This is a genomic window from Burkholderia singularis, from assembly GCF_001718875.1.
Lineage (GTDB): Bacteria > Pseudomonadota > Gammaproteobacteria > Burkholderiales > Burkholderiaceae > Burkholderia > Burkholderia singularis.
In genome coordinates, this window is record NZ_CP013448.1 from 3,182,490 (window position 1) to 3,200,354 (window position 17,865).

At 65.0% G+C, this 17,865-nt stretch carries 14 protein-coding genes, 1 tRNA gene and 1 pseudogene; 9 read left to right on the forward strand and 7 right to left on the reverse strand.

Annotated features, from left to right (window positions below):
• Window positions 1-69: 69 nt before the first annotated feature.
• The 3 genes from AQ611_RS14075 to AQ611_RS14085 are packed head-to-tail and all read right to left on the reverse strand — an operon-like array spanning window position 70 to window position 3,056.
• Window positions 70-813, reverse strand: a complete 744-nt coding sequence (locus AQ611_RS14075) for a phosphoadenylyl-sulfate reductase (RefSeq protein ID WP_059520424.1) — start codon at window positions 811-813, stop codon at window positions 70-72.
• A complete protein-coding gene (locus AQ611_RS14080) occupies window positions 810-1,352 on the reverse strand; it encodes a DUF934 domain-containing protein (protein ID WP_059520425.1) in 543 nt (180 codons plus the stop codon). The genes AQ611_RS14075 and AQ611_RS14080 overlap by 4 nt, the downstream gene beginning before the upstream one ends.
• Window positions 1,353-1,376: 24 nt before the next feature.
• On the reverse strand, window positions 1,377-3,056 hold the full coding sequence (locus tag AQ611_RS14085; RefSeq protein WP_059520426.1) for a nitrite/sulfite reductase: 1,680 nt from the start codon (window positions 3,054-3,056) through the stop codon (window positions 1,377-1,379).
• 216 nt (window positions 3,057-3,272) lie between these two features.
• Between AQ611_RS14085 and AQ611_RS14090 the strand changes: the two genes are divergently transcribed.
• The 5 genes from AQ611_RS14090 to AQ611_RS14115 all read left to right on the forward strand — a co-directional run bounded on the left by AQ611_RS14090 (window position 3,273) and on the right by AQ611_RS14115 (window position 9,117).
• Window positions 3,273-4,214 (forward strand): CysB family HTH-type transcriptional regulator, encoded by a 942-nt coding sequence (locus tag AQ611_RS14090; RefSeq protein ID WP_059520427.1) that lies wholly within the window; start codon window positions 3,273-3,275, stop codon window positions 4,212-4,214.
• Window positions 4,215-4,335: 121 nt separating this feature from the next.
• Window positions 4,336-4,420: transfer RNA gene (locus tag AQ611_RS14095), tRNA-Leu, on the forward strand.
• 1,210 nt (window positions 4,421-5,630) lie between these two features.
• Complete coding sequence (locus tag AQ611_RS14105) at window positions 5,631-6,656, forward strand: alpha/beta hydrolase (RefSeq protein WP_069234871.1); 1,026 nt, start codon at window positions 5,631-5,633, stop codon at window positions 6,654-6,656.
• Window positions 6,653-8,026, forward strand: coding sequence for a phospholipase D-like domain-containing protein (locus AQ611_RS14110; RefSeq protein WP_069234872.1), 1,374 nt, complete (start codon window positions 6,653-6,655; stop codon window positions 8,024-8,026). Before AQ611_RS14105 ends, AQ611_RS14110 begins: the two co-directional genes overlap by 4 nt.
• A gap of 533 nt (window positions 8,027-8,559) precedes the next feature.
• Window positions 8,560-9,117, forward strand: coding sequence for a Dabb family protein (locus AQ611_RS14115; RefSeq protein ID WP_180978169.1), 558 nt, complete (start codon window positions 8,560-8,562; stop codon window positions 9,115-9,117).
• A gap of 121 nt (window positions 9,118-9,238) precedes the next feature.
• Here the strand turns inward: AQ611_RS14115 and AQ611_RS14120 are convergent, their stop codons facing one another.
• Window positions 9,239-11,428, reverse strand: coding sequence for a prolyl oligopeptidase family serine peptidase (locus tag AQ611_RS14120; protein WP_069234873.1), 2,190 nt, complete (start codon window positions 11,426-11,428; stop codon window positions 9,239-9,241).
• Window positions 11,429-11,715: 287 nt separating this feature from the next.
• On the reverse strand, window positions 11,716-12,600 hold the full coding sequence (locus AQ611_RS14125; protein ID WP_069234874.1) for an alpha/beta fold hydrolase: 885 nt from the start codon (window positions 12,598-12,600) through the stop codon (window positions 11,716-11,718).
• A gap of 114 nt (window positions 12,601-12,714) precedes the next feature.
• On the opposite strand from AQ611_RS14125, the gene AQ611_RS14130 reads away from it, so the two are divergent.
• A complete protein-coding gene (locus tag AQ611_RS14130; protein ID WP_069234875.1) occupies window positions 12,715-13,602 on the forward strand; it encodes a LysR substrate-binding domain-containing protein in 888 nt (295 codons plus the stop codon).
• 251 nt (window positions 13,603-13,853) lie between these two features.
• Here AQ611_RS14130 and AQ611_RS14135 read toward each other — a convergent pair whose 3' ends face one another.
• Window positions 13,854-14,225, reverse strand: coding sequence for a copper resistance CopC family protein (locus tag AQ611_RS14135; protein WP_369828086.1), 372 nt, complete (start codon window positions 14,223-14,225; stop codon window positions 13,854-13,856).
• 154 nt (window positions 14,226-14,379) lie between these two features.
• Between AQ611_RS14135 and AQ611_RS14140 the strand changes: the two genes are divergently transcribed.
• Window positions 14,380-15,096 (forward strand): pseudouridine synthase, encoded by a 717-nt coding sequence (locus tag AQ611_RS14140; protein ID WP_069234876.1) that lies wholly within the window; start codon window positions 14,380-14,382, stop codon window positions 15,094-15,096.
• 133 nt (window positions 15,097-15,229) lie between these two features.
• Window positions 15,230-15,421 carry a hypothetical protein gene (locus AQ611_RS14145; protein ID WP_089339229.1) on the forward strand — a complete coding sequence of 64 codons (192 nt, stop codon included), beginning with the start codon at window positions 15,230-15,232 and terminating at the stop codon, window positions 15,419-15,421.
• Here AQ611_RS14145 and AQ611_RS14150 read toward each other — a convergent pair.
• Window positions 15,414-16,521: pseudogene (locus AQ611_RS14150) on the reverse strand (NAD-dependent epimerase/dehydratase family protein). The gene AQ611_RS14145 and the pseudogene AQ611_RS14150 overlap by 8 nt on opposite strands.
• Before the next feature lie 29 nt (window positions 16,522-16,550).
• On the opposite strand from AQ611_RS14150, the gene AQ611_RS14155 reads away from it, so the two are divergent.
• Window positions 16,551-17,582 (forward strand): CDP-6-deoxy-delta-3,4-glucoseen reductase, encoded by a 1,032-nt coding sequence (locus AQ611_RS14155; protein ID WP_069234878.1) that lies wholly within the window; start codon window positions 16,551-16,553, stop codon window positions 17,580-17,582.
• Window positions 17,583-17,865: the final 283 nt, after the last annotated feature.

The following is a 17,865-nucleotide window of genomic DNA, read 5'->3' on the forward strand; positions in this document are numbered from 1 at the left end:
TCGATCCTTCTTCTGGGTTCGTGCCGCCCGGCCCCCGGGCGGCACCATAGACAGTCTTGTTATCGGCGATCACGGCGCGGACGGCGTATCGGCCGGCAACGGCGTGATCGCAATGTGCAGCCCGCATTCCTTGGAGTCGCGCGACTCCCACCACCAGCGCCCGGCGCGGCTGTCCTCGCCGGGGCGGATCGCGCGCGTGCACGGCTCGCAGCCGATGCTCGGATAGCCGCGCGCGTGCAGCGGATTGACGGGTACGTCGAATGCGCTCAGATACGCCCAGACGTCGGCTTGCGTCCAATCGGCCAGCGGATTGTATTTCGCGATGCCGCGCGCGGCATCGCGCTCCTCGACGTGCAGCTCCGCGCGCGTGACCGACTGCTCGCGACGCTGCCCGGTCACCCATGCGTCGACGTGCGCGAGCGCGCGATCGAGCGGCTCGACCTTGCGGATATGACAGCAGCGCTTGCGCAATTCGACGCTGTCGTAAAACGCATTGAGCCCGTGCTCGGCGACATACGCGTCCACCGCATCCTGCCGCGGATGGAACTGCTCGATCTCGTAGCCGTAACGCTCGCGCACGCGCTCGATCATGTCGAGCGTCTGCGCATGCAGGCGGCCCGTGTTCAACGAAAAAATGCCGATCGGCACGCCCTTGGACAGAATCGCGTGCGTGACGAGCATATCTTCCGCCGCGAGGCTGCTCGCGAACTTCACTTTCGCATGGCGCGCGGCGATCTGCGCGAGCAGCGCGTCAAGCTGCGCGATCTTCGCGACCAGCTCGGGCGACAGCGCGTTGGCAGCGGCGGCGCTCATGCGCTCACCTTCGCGTCGGCCGCGCCCGCGCGCCGGCGAAACAACGGCGACGGATTGTCGACCGCGCCCTGATAACGCTGCGTGAATTCGCCAAACGCGTTCAGCGCGTCGTGAATGTCCTTGTCGGCGCGCACCGCGAACGCATCGAAGCCGCAACGCTCCATGTAATACAGTTGATCGCGCAGCACGTCGCCGATCGCGCGCAACTCGCCCTTCCACCCATATCGCTCGCGCAGCAGGCGCGCGATGCTGTAACCGCGGCCGTCGGCAAAGCGCGGGAAGTCGACGCCGATCAACGCAATCCGTTCGAAATCGGCGATCAGATCCGCGGGTTCGCTATCCGGCGCGAGCCATACGCCGAGTTCGTCGCGGCGCTTCGCGGCGGCGAGCGCGTCGCGCGAAGCCTGCCACAGCGCGAGCGGCACGAGCACGTTGCCGGCCGGCAGTGCGCCGGCTTCGGGCAGCGCGCCGTCCTCGGACGCCCTCACGACCTGCCATGCGTCGTCGATCACCGCGCGATTCTTGATAATCAAAGCCATCTGCTGATTCCTTCTCCGCTTGAATTACGCGTGCGCGGTCTGGCGCGCCGCATAGACGCGCTCCTTGAACGGCGCGATGCCGATGCGCTCATAGGTGTCGATGAAGCGCTCGCCTTCGATGCGCGCATCGACGTAAGTGTCGATCAGCTTCGCGATCACGTCCGGCACCTCATGCGCGGAGAACGACGGGCCGATCACGCGGCCGAGCCGCGCGCCGTTCGCGCCGGTGCTCTGCTCGCCGCCGAGCGACACCTGGTACCACTCGGCGCCGTCCTTGTCGACACCGAGGATGCCGATGTTGCCGACATGGTGATGGCCGCACGAATTCATGCAGCCCGAGATGTTCAGCGACAGATCGCCCAGGTCGTACACGTAGTCGAGATCGTCGAAGCGCGCCTGGATCGCGGTGGCGATCGGAATCGACTTCGCGTTTGCGAGCGAGCAAAAATCGCCGCCGGGGCACGCGATGATGTCGGTCAGCAGGCCGATGTTCGGCGTCGCGAAGCCGACCGCCTTCGCCTTTTCCCACAGCTCGAACAGATCGCGCTTCTTCACGTTCGCGAGAATCAGGTTCTGCTCGTGCGACACGCGCAGCTCGCCGAACGAATACGCGTCGGCCCAGTCGGCGACCTGCTCCATCTGCGCGTCGGTCGCATCGCCCGGCGCGACGCCATGCTTTTTCAGCGACAGCGTGACGGCCGCGTAGCCCGGCACCTTGTGCGGCGCCACGTTGCGCTCGACCCAGCGCGCGAATGCCTTGTTCTCCAGCAGATGCTGCTCGAACGACGCGTCGGTGTCCGGCAGCTTCTCGTAGACGGGCGGCTGGAAGTATTGCGACACGCGATCGACTTCCGCCTGCGTGAGCGTCGACGGGCCGTCCTTCAGGTGCTGCCATTCCTCTTCGACCTGCTGCGCGAACTTCGCCGGCGACAGCGCCTTCACGAGAATCTTGATCCGCGCCTTGTACAGATTGTCGCGGCGGCCATAGCGGTTGTAGACGCGCAGCACCGCTTCGCAATAAGTCAGCAGATGCTGCCACGGCAGGTTCTCGCGGATGAGCGCGCCGACGATCGGCGTGCGGCCGAGCCCGCCGCCCGCGAGAATGCTCGCGACCACTTCGCCGCGCTCATTCTTCTTCAGATAGACGCCGAGATCATGGATCTGCACGGCGGCACGATCGACCTTCGCGCCCGACACGGCGATCTTGAACTTGCGCGGCAGCCACGCGAATTCGGGATGGAACGTCGACCATTGGCGCAGAATCTCGGCCCACGGACGCGGATCGACTTCCTCGTCCTGCGCGACGCCCGCGAATTGGTCGGCGGTGATGTTGCGGATGCAGTTACCCGATGTCTGGATGCCGTGCATCTGCACGGACGCAAGCTTCGCGAGAATCTCGGGCGTCTCTTCCAGCTTGATCCAGTTGTACTGGATGTTCGAGCGCGTCGAAAAGTGCCCGTAGCCGCGGTCGTGCTCGCGTGCGATGCGCGCGAGCATGCGCAACTGGTCGCTGCGCAGATTGCCGTACGGAATCGCGATCCGGTGCATGTACGCGTGGCGCTGCATGTACAGGCCGTTCTGCAGCCGCAGCGGGCGGAACTCGTCTTCGCTCAATTCGCCGGACAAGCGGCGGCGGACCTGGTCGCGGTACTGCGCGACACGCTCGTCGACGATCGTCTGATCGTACTGGTCGTACTGATACATTCGGGGACCCCAGGGTTGCTCAACGTGATCGCGCGACGTCCTAGCCACGCCGCGCGCCGAATCTGCACCGCCCGCCGGAGCGGCCATCCGCCCGGCCGCTGCTTTGCTAATGACGATTACAGATATCGATATTTGAAAAACACGGGCAAATCGTAATAAACTCTCTTTATATTTCAAACGACTAAAAAATTCTGTCGATATGCACAGGGGTTATAAATGAACCTGCACCAATTCCGCTTCGTGCGCGAGGCCGTGCGTCAGAATTTCAATCTCACGGAAGCGGCGAAGGCGCTGTACACGTCCCAGCCAGGGGTCTCGAAAGCCATCATCGAGCTGGAAGACGAACTTGGCGTCGAAATCTTCACGCGCCACGGCAAGCGCGTGCGCTCGCTGACCGAGCCGGGGCGCATCATTCTCGCGTCGGTCGAGCGGATTTTGCAGGAAGTGGAAAGCCTCAAAAGGGTCGGAAAAGACTATGCGGCGCAGGATCAGGGCAACCTGACGATCGCGGCCACGCATACGCAGGCCCGCTACTCGCTGCCCGCCGCAATCGCCGAGTTCAAGAAACGCTTTCCGAAGGTGCATCTGTCGATCCTGCAAGGCAGCCCGACTCAGGTTGCCGAAATGGTGATCCACGATCAGGCCGATCTGGCCATCGCGACCGAGGCTATCGCCGACTACAAGGAACTCGTGTCGCTGCCGTGCTTCCAGTGGCACCACGCGGCCGTCGTCCCGGCCGATCATCCGCTACTCGAACGCAAGCAGCCGTCGCTCGACGATCTGGCGCAATACCCGCTCATCACATACGACGATGCGTTTGCCGGCCGCAAGAAGATCAACCAGGCGTTCGCGCTGCGCGGGCTGTCGCCCGACATCGTGCTCGAGGCGATCGACGCGGACGTGATCAAAACCTACGTCGAGCTTGGGCTTGGCGTCGGGATCATGGCCGACATCGCGTTCAACGCCGAGCGCGACCGCAACCTACGCGCGATTCCGGTCGGGCATTTGTTCGGCAGCAACATCACGCGCGTCGCGCTCAAGCAGGGGGCGTATCTGCGCGGCTACGTGTACACGCTCGTCGAGCTGCTGTCGCCGACGCTCAATCGCAAGCTCGTCGAAACCGCGCTCAAGGGCGTAGCCGAGAGCTACGAGCTGTGACGGGCAACGATTATCGCGGCACTTGCCCGGCTGAGGGATTTCAGTGATAATCCTCGTTTCGCTGGGCGCTAACGGTTCAAATTGGTGAGCCATGTTGGCGGCGAGCGGATCAGTGCGGTTTGCCCAGGTGGTGAAATTGGTAGACGCAGGGGACTCAAAATCCCCCGCCGCAAGGCGTGCCGGTTCGATTCCGGCCCTGGGCACCAACCAAGCACAACGCAACACTCTCAGCACATCACGTTAAGTCGTCCTCCAAACGACCTCGTCATCTGCAGCGCCGCCAACCGGCCTTCGCGCACCCAAAGCCGCCCCAACTGGTCCGACTCAGTATGGGGCTTTTTTGTTTGCGCCCCGCAACTCGACACTTCCCCGCATTCCTGCTGAAACCATGGCCAATCTGCGCGCTCGCATACGCGGGCACGCCGCCAACCGCAAACCAGATCAAATCGTGCGTTCGCAGCGCGACGCCCGGCTTATGGCACCGGCGCTTGCGATGCGTTGTTCAGTACGCGGGCCGCGATCGCGCCGACGTGTGCGGCCCTCTTCTCATTCGCCTTATTCGCGCGGCCGCTCGAGCCGCCTCGTCAAAGCGCCTGGCAAACCGCGTGCGCCAGCAAACCAATCCATTCCGATCAACCGGCGCGACGATTTCAGCCTGGCAGCGGCGTCCGTGTTTCGGCCCGCTTCGACACAACGCCGATGCGCCCAACACCAAAGCGTTTGCATTTCGTCGCGCATGGCTTTTTCCCATCCGAGTATCGCCGAAAACTCGCTTTCATCGCGGTCCGGCCTTAGAAATTTCATCCACCGCTTTCAAATTACCGCTCTCGCCCTGCGTTAATAATCGAATCGGTCCGACGCCGATCGGCAATCGACAATCGCGCGGCCGATACCGCCGTCACAATAGGCGACACCTTTATCAGACCACCTTTCGATGCCGATTGCGCCATGCGAATATCAAATTCGCAATCAGCCCGTGCCGCCCAATCGACTTGGCACAGACTAATCACCATTGCGATTGAAGCGATCCTTTTTTAAAGAAACCACACCTCATTCAATCGATATTTAAATCCAATATCGATCCCAAAATTTACAGCCAACCATCAACCTCAAAGAATAACAATCAATAAATCGACTTTGTAAATCCACATAAAAATCCGCCGCAAAACCCAAGCCACGCAATCAGCCGCGAATCGGTTACGAAGTTAATGCGAGATCGCCTCGATCGAAAGTTGAATTTTTATTTCTCGAAAATATGAAAGAAATAACGCTTTCTCTGCCGCCCCGCGCGCTACGTCGGAATTTCGCGCCGCCCGACGGCACGCCCTACCCGCGGCGGCACCGGCCCCCGGCCTCGGCGCTTTCGGCCGATCGCTCGTCCAGCGCGCATCCGGCCGGTTAACTCATTCGACGTCGATGCGCCCGCTCGCGATTCTGCGCCGGCTATGCGCCGTTGCGCTCACCGGCCTCGCGTTGCCCTGTGCCACGCAAGCCGCCACGCAGCAGCACTGCACCGCGGCGTTCGACGCGTATCGGCTCGGCCTCGCGGCAGCCGGCGTCGCGGACAAGCACTTGCCGTTCATGATCCTCCAGCCCGACAGTCGCACGGACACGGCCGTCTTGTTGATCCACGGGCTGTACGAATCGCCGTACTTCCTGCGCGGCGCGGCGTCGCGCTTCGCGGCGGCCGGCTACAATGTCGTGTCGCTGCTGCTGCCGGGGCATTGGGACGCGGGCTGGCGCTCGATCGACACCGTCACGTATCGCGACTGGCTCGCCACGGCCGATCTCGGTCTGGACGTTGCGCATTGCGTTGGCCAGCACGTGATCGTCGCCGGACATTCGCTCGGCGGCACGCTCGCGCTGTACGCGGCGCTCGCGCGCCCGCGCGACGTCGACGCGCTCGTTCTATGGGCGCCCGCAACCGAACTACGTGCGCTGCCCACGCTCGGCGGCGTGATCGGCAAGGCATCCGGCATCGCGGGCAACACGTTTACGCGCAAGCGCGCGGATGCGGACGAAAGCGCGAGGCTGTCCGGCAATCCGGTATTTCAGTTGTACGAGATGATTCAATATCTCGGCCGCACTTACGGCGACGCGATTCCGCTCGACAACGGCAAGCGCCGCGATCTGCCGCTGTCTTATGTGAGGCTCGGCGCGCAAGTGCGCGCGCCGGTATTCGCGATCGTGCCGCTACGCGATCCCGCCGTCGACGCGCGCGAAACGCTGAGCCTGCTCGCACAGATGCCGCAAATATCCGAACTGATCGTCTATCCGGAGGAAAGCGCCGTGTGGCACGCGAACGTCGCGAAATCGTCCATGGATACGTACCGTTCCCAACCTGGCGACTACAACCCGTCGTTCGATTGGATGATGGATCGGATTCTCGCGTTCACCGCCCGCGTTGCGCCGGCCAATCGCGCGATGTCGGCCGAACGATGAAACCGCGCGCATTCGCCGCCGCATTCGCAATCGCCGCCTGGTCCGCGAGCGCCGCCGCGCAATGCGTCGACTGGATCGCCCCCATCGACGACGGCGCGCTGCAGCGCACGCGCGCCGACCTCGTTCGCGCGGCCACGCCGTCGGACGGCATTCGCATCCTGGCATACATTTTCGATACCGACCGCGCGGGCCTCGACATGCTGCGCCGGCTCGTGCAGGCCGCGCAACGCGGCGTGCCGGTGCGCCTGCTGATCGACGGCATCGGCCCCGGAGCCACCCTGCCGATCGAAGACGAGTTGATCGCCGCGCTGCACGACATCGCGCCGCGCTTCGAAATACGCGTATTCCATCCGAAAGCAGACTTCACGAAACTCGCGCGGCGCATGCACGACAAACTGTTCCTCGTCGGCGACACCGGCATCATCGGCAGCAGCTCGACGTGGGATGCAAGCGTCGACGGCTGGCTCATCGAGCGCGACTTGCTGGTGCGCGGCGATCCAGGCCGCCGCGATTCGACGCTGCATGCGATGCGCGCGCACTTCGACGCATTCTGGCGCAGCAACGCGGCCGTCGCGCAGCGACCGGCGGATATATTCGCGCTCGCGTCGCCGTACCACGGCGCACGTGGTTTCAAGACGCTCGAGCCGGCGCTCATCGAGCGCTGGCGCCGCGCGCTGTCCGCCGCGCCCGTCGACGAGCACGGCAACAACGCCGGCGCGCCGGCGATCGACGACGCGCCCCCCGCCACCGCGTGGCTTGCGCTCACATGCGACCGTCTGCGCTACGTGCACGACGCGCCGGACAAACGCGCGCCCGGCACGCTCGGCGACATGCTCGCCGCGCTTGCCCATGCGCGCACGGAAATCGTCGTCGTGAATCCATATCTGATCCTCGTGCCCGAGATGCGCGCGCTGCTCGAGCGCAAGCAGCGCGAGGGCGTGCGCGTCGTGCTAGTCGGCGCATCGCTCGAGCGGCTCGCCGCTGAGTTGCCGGCGATCGGCCGCGCATACGCGAACGACTTGCCGGCACTCGCGCGCGCGGGCCTCGAAATACGCGAATATCACGACGACGCAAACCGGATGCTGCACGCGAAGCTCGTTCGGATCGACGGCCGCCGCTATTATGTCGGCAGCTTCAATTTCGATCCGCTCTCAGCCTATTCAAATACTGAAAACGGCCTGTGGATCGATCCCGCCGACGAAACAGACATCCCCCCACTCGCTCAAACGGTGGCGCTCGCTCTCGCGCATTCAGCCGCGGTCACCGACGGCAAAGGCGGGCTGCTCGCCTCGCCCGATGCGCGTTGCGATGCGGCCGGGTGCGGCAGCGTCTGGCGATGGCTGACACCGCTCGTGCGACGGTTTCTATAATCGCGCGGCATCGGCGCTCGCCGGGCGGCGCGAATGCGGCTTACCTGAATATCGGCTCTCCCGCGCGCCGGCGTCGGCGCCGGCGCCGGATTAACTCCGTCAATATATTAATCATATTCCCACAATTCAATTTCTGGGATTAAAACCGCAACTCAATTAATCGAATTAAAATTTAAAAATAATCGCATGTCGTTAACTGTCAACAAGTGCGAAATGCGGGAAAATGCCATTGATAGTTTTTCCCGCCTTTGAGATGATGAAACGGCTGCGCGAATGCGAGTCAAGCGCAGCATGCGTGGTTCTGCGAAAAGCGGAACTTTGAGCGTGCCGGCTTTACCCTGGGCCGGCACGCCTTTTTATTCGCCGCAATGAAACGCGATGAGGCGCGTCAATCAATGCGCATGTCTTTCCGATGGTTTCCGGCGATTTTCCAATTCGCGACACGAATTGCCGAAAACCGATCATCGATATACGGCTGGGCTCCGAACGGCAAAATACGCGGCCGCGCTCAGTCGACCACGCAAGGTATGATCATGAAAATTCTGCTCAATATTGCGCTAATCGTCGTCTGCGGCTTCGTTGTCTCGGCATGCGGAGATGACGACAACGTGATCCCCAACGCAAAGGGTGCCGATGTGTCATCGATTCCGGCTGCGCAACGCTTGAACGACGAACTCAGGGCCGTCGGCGTCGAACGGTTCACCGCATCGGATTACAAGCCCGGCGTAGTGCGTCACATCGTGCTGTTCCGCTATCAAGATACGGTGACGGCCGCGCAAAGGCAGGAAATCACCCAGCGCTTTCTGTCGCTACAGAAAAGCCAGCGCAACGGCGCGCGTTATATCGTATCCATCGACGAAGGGCTGCAAAGCAGCGGCGAAAAAGCCGATCAGGGGCTACAGCAAGGGTTCCTCGTGACGTTCCGCTCGGAAGGCGACCGTAATTTCTATGTCGGGCAACCGATCGTCACCGATCCGAATTTCTATGACGCGAATCACCAGGCCTTCAAGGATTTCGTCGGCCCGTTGCTCGCGCGCCAAGGCGTTCTGGTGTTCGACTATACCGTCGACCAGACTGCGTCCGGCGCATGAGCCGGCCGGCAAGCGGCACGCCGTGACGTGCCGCGCCGGCCGGCACCCGAACCGGCGCGCCGGCGCCGGGCAGGCGCCGCGCCGCCGGTCCGAACGATGCTGAAGCATCGCCCGTGCGCCGTCACTTCGGCTGGAACGCGGGCTGGCCCATTTGCCACAGCGCGAACGCCCATTCGTCGGCAAGCAGATTCGCCCGCTGCGATACGCTCGAGCCGATACCATGGCCGGCGTCGTAATCGATGCGCAGCAGCACCGGACGTGCACTCGCCGTCGCCGCCTGCACCCGCGCCGCCATCTTCAGCATGTGCCACGGCGACACGCGCGGATCGTTCGCGCCGGTGGTGAACATGACCGCCGGATACGGCGTGCCGTCGTGAATATGCGCATACGCGCTCATCGCATACAGCCCGTGAAAACCCGCCTCGTCGGAACTCGAACCCATCTCGGGCACGTTCGGCGGCCCGTTCGGCTCGGTCTCGAAACGCAGCGCGTCGGACAGGCCGACATCGTCCAGCACGACGCGGAAGAGCCCCGGATCGATGCTCATCGCGCCTCCCATCACGATCCCGCCTGCGCTCGCGCTATTCGCGGCCAGATATCGCCGCTGCGTATAGCGCCGGTCGATCAGATGCTGCGCGGCCGCGACGAAATCGAGCATCGTGTTGATCTTCCATTGCTTCTGGCCCGCGCGATGCCACGCGTCGCCATACTCGCCGCCGCCGCGCAGGTGCGCGACCGCGACGATGCCGCCCTGGTCCAGCCACGCCGGCCACGACGGCCGGTAGGCCGGGTCCATCGATACGCCGTAACTGCCGTAGCCGGTCACGATGGTCGGATGCGAACCGTCGCGCGCCACGCCCTTCTTCGCGATGATCGATACCGGAATGCGCGTGCCGTCGTAGCTCGTCGCGAACTCGTCGTGCGCTTCATAGGCGTCGGATTCGAGCTTCGACGGCGCGACGAGGCCGGTATCGACCGCGGCATTGCCGCGGCTGCGCGGATCGAACGCCATCACGCGCGGCGCCTTGACCCAGTTTTGCAGGGTGAACATCACGCCCGGCTCGCGCGGGTCCGCGCTCAGATCGCGCACGGCGCCTGCGAACGGCAGCGTGAGCGTTGCGTTGTCGCGCCCGTCGAACGACACCCGCCTGAGCTGAAAGCTCGCGCCCGCGCGCTCGCCGGCATAGATCGCATCCTGCGCGATCGTGAACGCGTCGAGCACGTTCGGCCCCTGCGGAACGAGCACAGCCGCATGCGCGATATCCGGCCGCGCTGCCGGCGTCGACAGGATCTGGAAGCGCGGCGCATCCTTTTCGGACAGCAGATACAAGCGCTCGCCGCGCAGCTTCACGTCGGTCACGCCGTCCCGAGGCTCGGCGAATTTCTGCCACGGCGTATCGGCGCCGCTCACGCGCTCGAGCGGCGCGACGTAGAACGTATTCGGATTGTCATCCATGTTGCGATTGGCTACCGCCACCGCATACGGCGAATCGGGCGACACCAGCACATAGGTGCCCTGGCCTTCGGGCACGTCGAGCTTGGCCGACACGCCGCGGCCGAACACGGCCTCGTCGCCGTCGCCGTCGGGATGCTCGCCGAGCGTGTGCACGAACGTCACCGCGTTGTACTCGGTGAGCGCGGGCGGCGTGTCGGGGCCGGCCTTCGGGTAACGCAGATAGAAGAACGAACGGTTGTCGTTGCGCCACGACACGACACAGCCGCTGGTGCGATCGATCGATTCGGCAAGCTGCGCGCCCGTGCTCAAATCGATCACGCGCAGCACGCTCTTTTCCGAGCCGCCTTCGGATACGCCATACGCCACATAGCGGCCGTCCCAGGACGGCGAATACCAGTCGAGTGCGTAATGATGCGCGCTGCCGGGCGCGAGCTTGGCCGGATCGACGATCACGTGTTCCGCGCCATGCACGCCATCGCGCCACGCGAGCTTCGGCAAGTTGCTGCCCGGCTCCATCAGCCGATAAAACAGGCGCTCGCCACGGCGCGTGAATTCGCCGCGCATCAGATCGCCCGCCATCAGGCTCTGAATTTGCTTGGCGAGCGCGGCGCGCCCGGCAATGCGATCGAGCGTGCGGCGCGTATAGTCGGCCTGTGCCTTCATCCACGCCTGGACTTCAGGATCTTTCAGATTCTCCATGTAGCGGTAGTTGTCGACGACCGGCGTGCCGAAATAGGTTGTCGTGACGGGGCGCACCGGCGCGACGGGCGGCCCGTCGGCCGCGAACGACGCGGCTGCCGCAACGCTCAAGCTCGTGGCGAGCGTCATGATCCAAACGGCTTTCGTTGTTTTCATCTGGGATTTCCCGGTAAGGAGGCGCGGCAAGCGTACTCCGGGTCCTCCCGACCGACAACGTCGCCAAAAATGCGATACGCCAAACGAGCTTGCGGCGCCCGAAAAGATCGCTGAAAGATCGATTCCAGACGCCGCGGCAACGCCCGGCATCAGCTCGAAACCGCGCGCCGGATCACCGTGCCGCATGCGCCCGCTCGCGCGGCGCGCAATGTTTCAACCGCTGCCTGCCGTCACTCGGCTTTTCAAATACCGCATCGTCGTGCCAGCCGCACGCGCCTGCCGCACGCTCACACGCAGAATTTCAGAATCGCGCCGGCCGCCTGCGCCGGCGCCTCGCGCTGCGGGAAATGCCCGATTCCGTCGAGCACGATTCGCTCGTAACGCGCGGCGAACAGCGCTTCGCGTCCGGCGGAGCTGTCCGGATGCGTGCAGGCGTCCGCGCCGCCGTGCAATACGAGCGTCGGCACCGACAGCACGGGCGCGGGCACCAGCCGCGCGTCGTCCTCCGCGTAGGCCGGGTCGCCGTGCGCGAGATTCCAGCGCTGCCGGTAGGAGTGCAGCACCACATCGGCCCAGTCGGGCGAGTCGAACGCTTCGGCCGCCTCGTCGAACTCGTGCGGGGCATACCAGCCGGCAGGCGACCAGGTGTCCCACATGAAGCGGGCAACCTCGCGGCGCTCGTCGCGCACCGCGCGTTCGCCGCGCGGCGTCGCCATCCACCAGTGATACCAGTAGTTGCGCGTTTGCTGCAGCGACAGCGTCTGATTCGGATCGTTGGTGCCATACCCGACCGACATCATCACGAGATGCGACGCGGCGCGCTCGCGCAACGCGCACGCGTTCGCCACCGCCCGCGCGCCCCAATCGTGCCCGACGAGCACCGGCGCATCGAGCCGCAACGCGTCGATGAAATCCAGCAAATCGCGCGCCAGTGCGGCGAGCTGCCCGCTGCGCGGCGTCGCGGGATCGCGAAAACGGGTCGGCGCAAAGCCGCGCAGCGCCGGCGCCAGCACGCGATAGCCGGCGCCGGCAAGCGCCGGCGCGAGCGTCTTCCAGCAAGCCGGGCTGTCGGGCCAGCCGTGCAGCAGAACGGCCGTGCGCTCGCCGGCCGGATTCCATTCGAGATAAGCAACGTCCAGCAACGGCGTCGCCACATAGGCGTATGCAGACATCGGGATCTCCGTCGATCAATACGTTGCCGATGGTAGAACGTCGTCTCATTGCGATTCGTGAAGAATCATCGATTATTATTAGAGAATCTCGTTCAATTGCGGGAGCGGATCGCAATGGATACGCTGCTGGAACCGTCGTCCGCGCCGCTCGACATCGGGCTGCTGCGCACGTTTCTCGCCGTCGTCGAAAGCAACGGCTTCGCACTCGCCGCGGAGCGGCTCGCGCTGACGCCATCCGCGGTCAGCGGCCACATCAAGCGGCTCGAACGGGCTGCGGGGGCGACGCTGCTCGCCCGCACCACGCGCCGCGTCGAGCTGACGCCGGCCGGCCAGACGCTCCACACGTATGCGCGCAATATCGTCGAATTGGAGCGCGACGCGCGGGCGCGGCTGCGCGGCTCGCCGCTCGACGCACGGCTGCGCATCGGCGCCTCGGAGGACTTCGCCGGCACGTGGCTGCCGCAGGTGCTGCATGCGTTTGGCCGCCGGCATCGCCGCACGTCGATCGAACTGAAGGTCGGCATCACCGTGGATCTGCTGCGCGAGCAGGCGCGCGGCAAGATCGACGTCGTGCTCGGCAAGGCATGCGAGCGCGTCGACGCCGCCGGCGAATTGCTGTGGGAGGAGCCGCTCGTGTGGGCCTACACGTCCGCCGCCACGCTCGAGCCGGCCGGCACGCTGCCGCTCGCGCTCTTTCCCGAGCCGTGCGTCTATCGAGAGGCGGCGGTACGCGCGCTGAGCAGCGCGCAACGGCCGTGGCGCATCGTGTTCGAGAGCGCCAGCATGACGGGTTGCGTGTCGGCGGCGCTCGCCGGATTCGCGCTCACGGTGCTCGCGCGCAGCCAGTTGCGCGACGGCCTGCGCGAATACGGGTCAAACGACGGCTTGCCTACGCTGCCCGCGGCGCGCTTCTACGCGTTCGCGCACCGGCCGACGCCCGCGAGCGAGGCGCTGATCGACGCGGTTCGCGAAAGCGGCGCGCGCCGCCGATTCGGAACATGACGGGCCGACGGGCCGCCGGGCCGACGAATTGACGGGCTGCGCACGCATGCGTGGAACATCCGCGCGCAACCCCAGCGCGCCCAACCTGCCGGCCCCGCCCGGCGCGGCCGGCCACCCGCCGACATACCGCGCGCGCGGCCGATCGGCTGCGCCGCGCAGCGGAGGATCACTGCTTGAACGATTCGGGCCAAGCGGCTCAGGCGCAGCGCCGGGTCACCGCTCGGCCGATTCGGGCGCCTCGGCGCGCCCGTTCATTTCACGCTGAACTTGTAGCTGCCTTGCGTGCGATGGCCGTCGGTCGCAACCGCCACCCATTTGACCGTGTAGGCACCCGGTTGCAACGGTTTGAGCGCGACCGACATGTGCTTGCGGCTGGCATCGACGATCGATTTGTCGGTCGTCACGAGCACGCCTGCCGCATCGACAACCGCGATCGAGCTGAATGCCGGCTCGAGCGTCTCGGTGAAATTGATCACCACATCGCTAGGCGCCGCAACCACGGCGTTCGCGGGAGGCTGAGTCTGCTCCGGTTTCGCATGGGCCGACGCAAAGCCCGGCAACGTGAGCGCAAGCGCGGCGGCGATGCCGCCGCGCGCCATCAGCATGATCTTCTTCGATGTCATTGGATACCTTCATTAAAACGACGAAACAAACGACCAAACACGGCGCGCCGGTGCGGACCGCGGCCGTCAGCTTACCAGCGTTACGCGCGCGTGCGCCCCTGCGCGAACGTACCGGCGCATGCCCGCTTGATACGCTTGATACAATGCGCACGCCATGGATCTCGAAAGCATTCTGTTTACGCAAGGCTTCGGCTCGCGCCGCCAATGCCGCGCGCTCATCGACACGGGACGCGTCGCGATCGGCGGCGCGACGTGCGCCGATCCGCAGGCATCGTTCGATGCCGACCGACTGATCTTCGAAGTCGACGGCATCGCGTGGCCGTACCACGCGCGCGCGTATCTCGCGCTCAACAAGCCCGCCGGTTACGAATGCTCGCGCGAGCCGCAACATCACCCGAGCGTCTTCAGCCTGCTGCCGCCCCAGTTCGCCGAGCGCGGCGTCCAGTGCGTCGGCCGGCTCGACCAGGACACGACGGGCCTGCTGCTGCTGTCCGACGACGGCCAATTCGTTCACGCATACACGTCACCGAAGCGCAAGGTGCCGAAAACCTATGCCGCCACGGTGCGCCACCCGCTCGACGACGCGCAACTCGATGCGCTGCGCGCCGGCGTGCTGCTGCACGGCGAGCCCAAGCCCGTCGCCGCGATCGCCGCGCATGCCAGAGAAGAACGCCTCCTCGAATTGACTATCGCGGAAGGCAAATACCACCAGGTCAAACGAATGGTCGCCGCAGTGGGCAACCGCGTCGACGCGCTGCACCGGCTTCGCATCGGCGGCTTCGCGCTGCCAAAGGATCTCGCGCAAGGCGCGTGGCGCTGGCTCGACGCATCCGAGCTGGCTGCATTGCGCGATACAGCGAAAACCCTGTAAGGGAAAGCCCGCACGGCCTGCGGGCCAGCGGCTGCAGGCTTGCTGCTCCGCAGCATGGCAGCATCGAAAAGCCTCGCTATACTCAAATCACAAGCACAAAACACGAGTACAGAGTTTTCCGGTTTGGGGAGGCATGATGATCATCAGCAGTCCGATTGAAATTTCGTCCGTGATCCTCGCGTTCGCGGCGCTTGGTGCGATCGTGATCGGCGGATTGCTCACCGCGATGCATTTGAAGCACAAATATCACCCGAACCTGATCGGCGCGATGATCGGCGCGCTGTTGTGCTTCCTGCTGATCGAGGCGTTGCCGGCGCTTACTTGAGCGCGTCCGGCGCGGCGGTGGCGCGCAGAAACGCGTCGACGCTCGGGTAGCGCAGCGCGATGCGCAATTCGCGCTTCATGCGCGCGTTCACGAGCCGCCGCGATTCGCGCATGAACGACAGCAGCGTCGGATCGAGCCGCCGCTGCGCGTCGGCGCGCGTAATACGCGGCGGGCTCGGCTTGCCGAACGCACGCGCGACCCGCTCGAAATACTCCGCCATCTTCATCTCGGTGTCGTCGCACGCGTGCACGGCCCGCGCCGGCTTGCCGCGCGCGGCCGCACGCAGCAGGATCGAAGCGAGATCGTCGGCGTGAATGTGGTTGGTGTAGACGTCGTCGGCGTCGACGAGCGCCGGCGTGCCCTTGTCGAGCCGCGCGAGCGGCAGCCGGTTTGCCGCATAAATGCCCGGAATGCGGACGATGCGCGCAGACAGCGCGCCGCGCGCGGTCGCGCGGCGCAACTGGCGCTCGGCCGACACGCGCCGCCGCGCACGCGGGTTGGCCGGCCGCACCGGCCGCGTTTCGTCAACCCATGCACCGCCGCAGTCGCCATAAACACCGCTCGTGCTCGCGTAGACGACGACCGGCCGCGACGGCGCGTCGGGTACAATACGCGGAAGCCGAAACCGTGGCCGAAATGGCTGCCGAATCGCAGTGACGGCGGCCTGCTTCGCGCGCCGTCTGACGTATGCACGGCCCGCCTGCGCACGCGCGAAGCGGCGCGGCACCCGCCGCGGCGATGCCAGCGCGGCGATCAGCGCCTGCGTGCGGCAATCGGCGTCGCCCGTCGCCTGCGGCGGCGCGAGATGCAGCACGGTATTCGCGAGCCGGGAAAGACGCGTGAGCGTCGCCCGTTCGTCGAGATTGCCGACGAGCGGCACGGCGCCTGCCGCGCGCAGTTCGGCGCGGCGCGCCGGCTGGCTCGTCAGCGCGACGATGCGCAGGTTCACGCGCCGCGCGCGCAGTTGAGCGACGCAGCGCATGCCGACATCGCCGCAGCCGACGATCAGCACGCGCGAGCGGCGCAGGATTCGTGTCGCAATCATGGTGTACCGGTTGATTCCTTCGTGATGCATTGTAGCTGCCGTGCCTGAATCGCACGGTCCCCACATACTGTTCTCAACGGACTTATGGCTTTTAACGTAACCATCAAGCAAAGCGGCCGGCAATTCCAGGTCGAGGCCGACGAAACCGTGCTCGCGGCGGCGCTGCGTCAGAACGTGCATTTGCCTTACGGTTGCAAGAACGGCGCATGCGGCTCGTGCAAGGGCGCGGTCGCGCAAGGTCAGATCGAGCAGGGGCCGCATTCGGCGTCGGCGCTGTCGAATGACGAACGCACGCGCGGCCTGGCGCTGATGTGCTGCGCGAAACCGCAAAGCGACCTCGAAATCGACGTGCGCGAAATCGCGGGTGTCGACGGCGTGCAAGTGAAGAAGCTGCCGTGCCGCGTCGCGGCGCTCGAGCGCCGCGCGGACGACGTGATCGTGCTGAAACTGCAGCTTCCCGCAAACGAGCGGCTGCAGTATCTCGCCGGCCAATACATCGAATTCCTCCTGAAGGACGGCACGCGCCGCAGCTACTCGATGGCGACACCGCCGCACGAGGACGGTCCGATCGAGTTGCACATCCGCCACATGCCGGGCGGCAAGTTCACCGATCACGTGTTCGGCGCGATGAAGGAGCGCGATATCCTGCGCTTCGAAGGCCCGCTCGGCACGTTCTTCCTGCGCGAGGAATCGGACAAGCCGATCGTGCTGCTCGCCTCCGGCACGGGCTTCGCGCCGATCAAGGCGATCATCGAGCATGTGAAACACCTGAAGCTCGAGCGTCCCATGACGCTTTACTGGGGCGCGCGCCGCAAGAAGGATCTGTATCTGCTCGACGTCGCCGAACAATGGGCGGGCGAAATCCCGAACTTCAAGTTCGTGCCGGTGCTCTCCGAGCCCGACGACAGCGACGGCTGGACGGGCCGCACGGGCTTCGTGCACCGCGCGGTAATCGAGGATCTGCCGGATCTGTCGGGCCATGAGGTGTATGCATGCGGCGCGCCGGTGATGGTCGAATCGGCGCAGCGCGACTTCACGCAGCATCATGGTTTGCCCGCGGACGCGTTCTACGCGGATTCGTTCACGAGCGCCGCGGACCTCGCGCATACGGTCTGAGTGCCGTGCGCCGGCAACGCACCCGCAGAGATCGAACCGCCGCGACATCGAATTGCCGCGTCGCGGCGGTTTACTTGAAGCCAAGCGTGCCTTAAGCTTGCGCCCATGAACCGCCTCCAGTCCACACTTCGACGTCGCCGCTCGCTTCCCGTCCCGGATGCCGCCGGCTCGTCACGGACTCGCGCCTAACCCGCTTCCCTGTTACGCGCAAGCTGTTCGAACCATCCAGCCACGGCATGCACCGTGGCTTTTTTGTTGCTTTTCATTCCGCTTCATTTCGCCG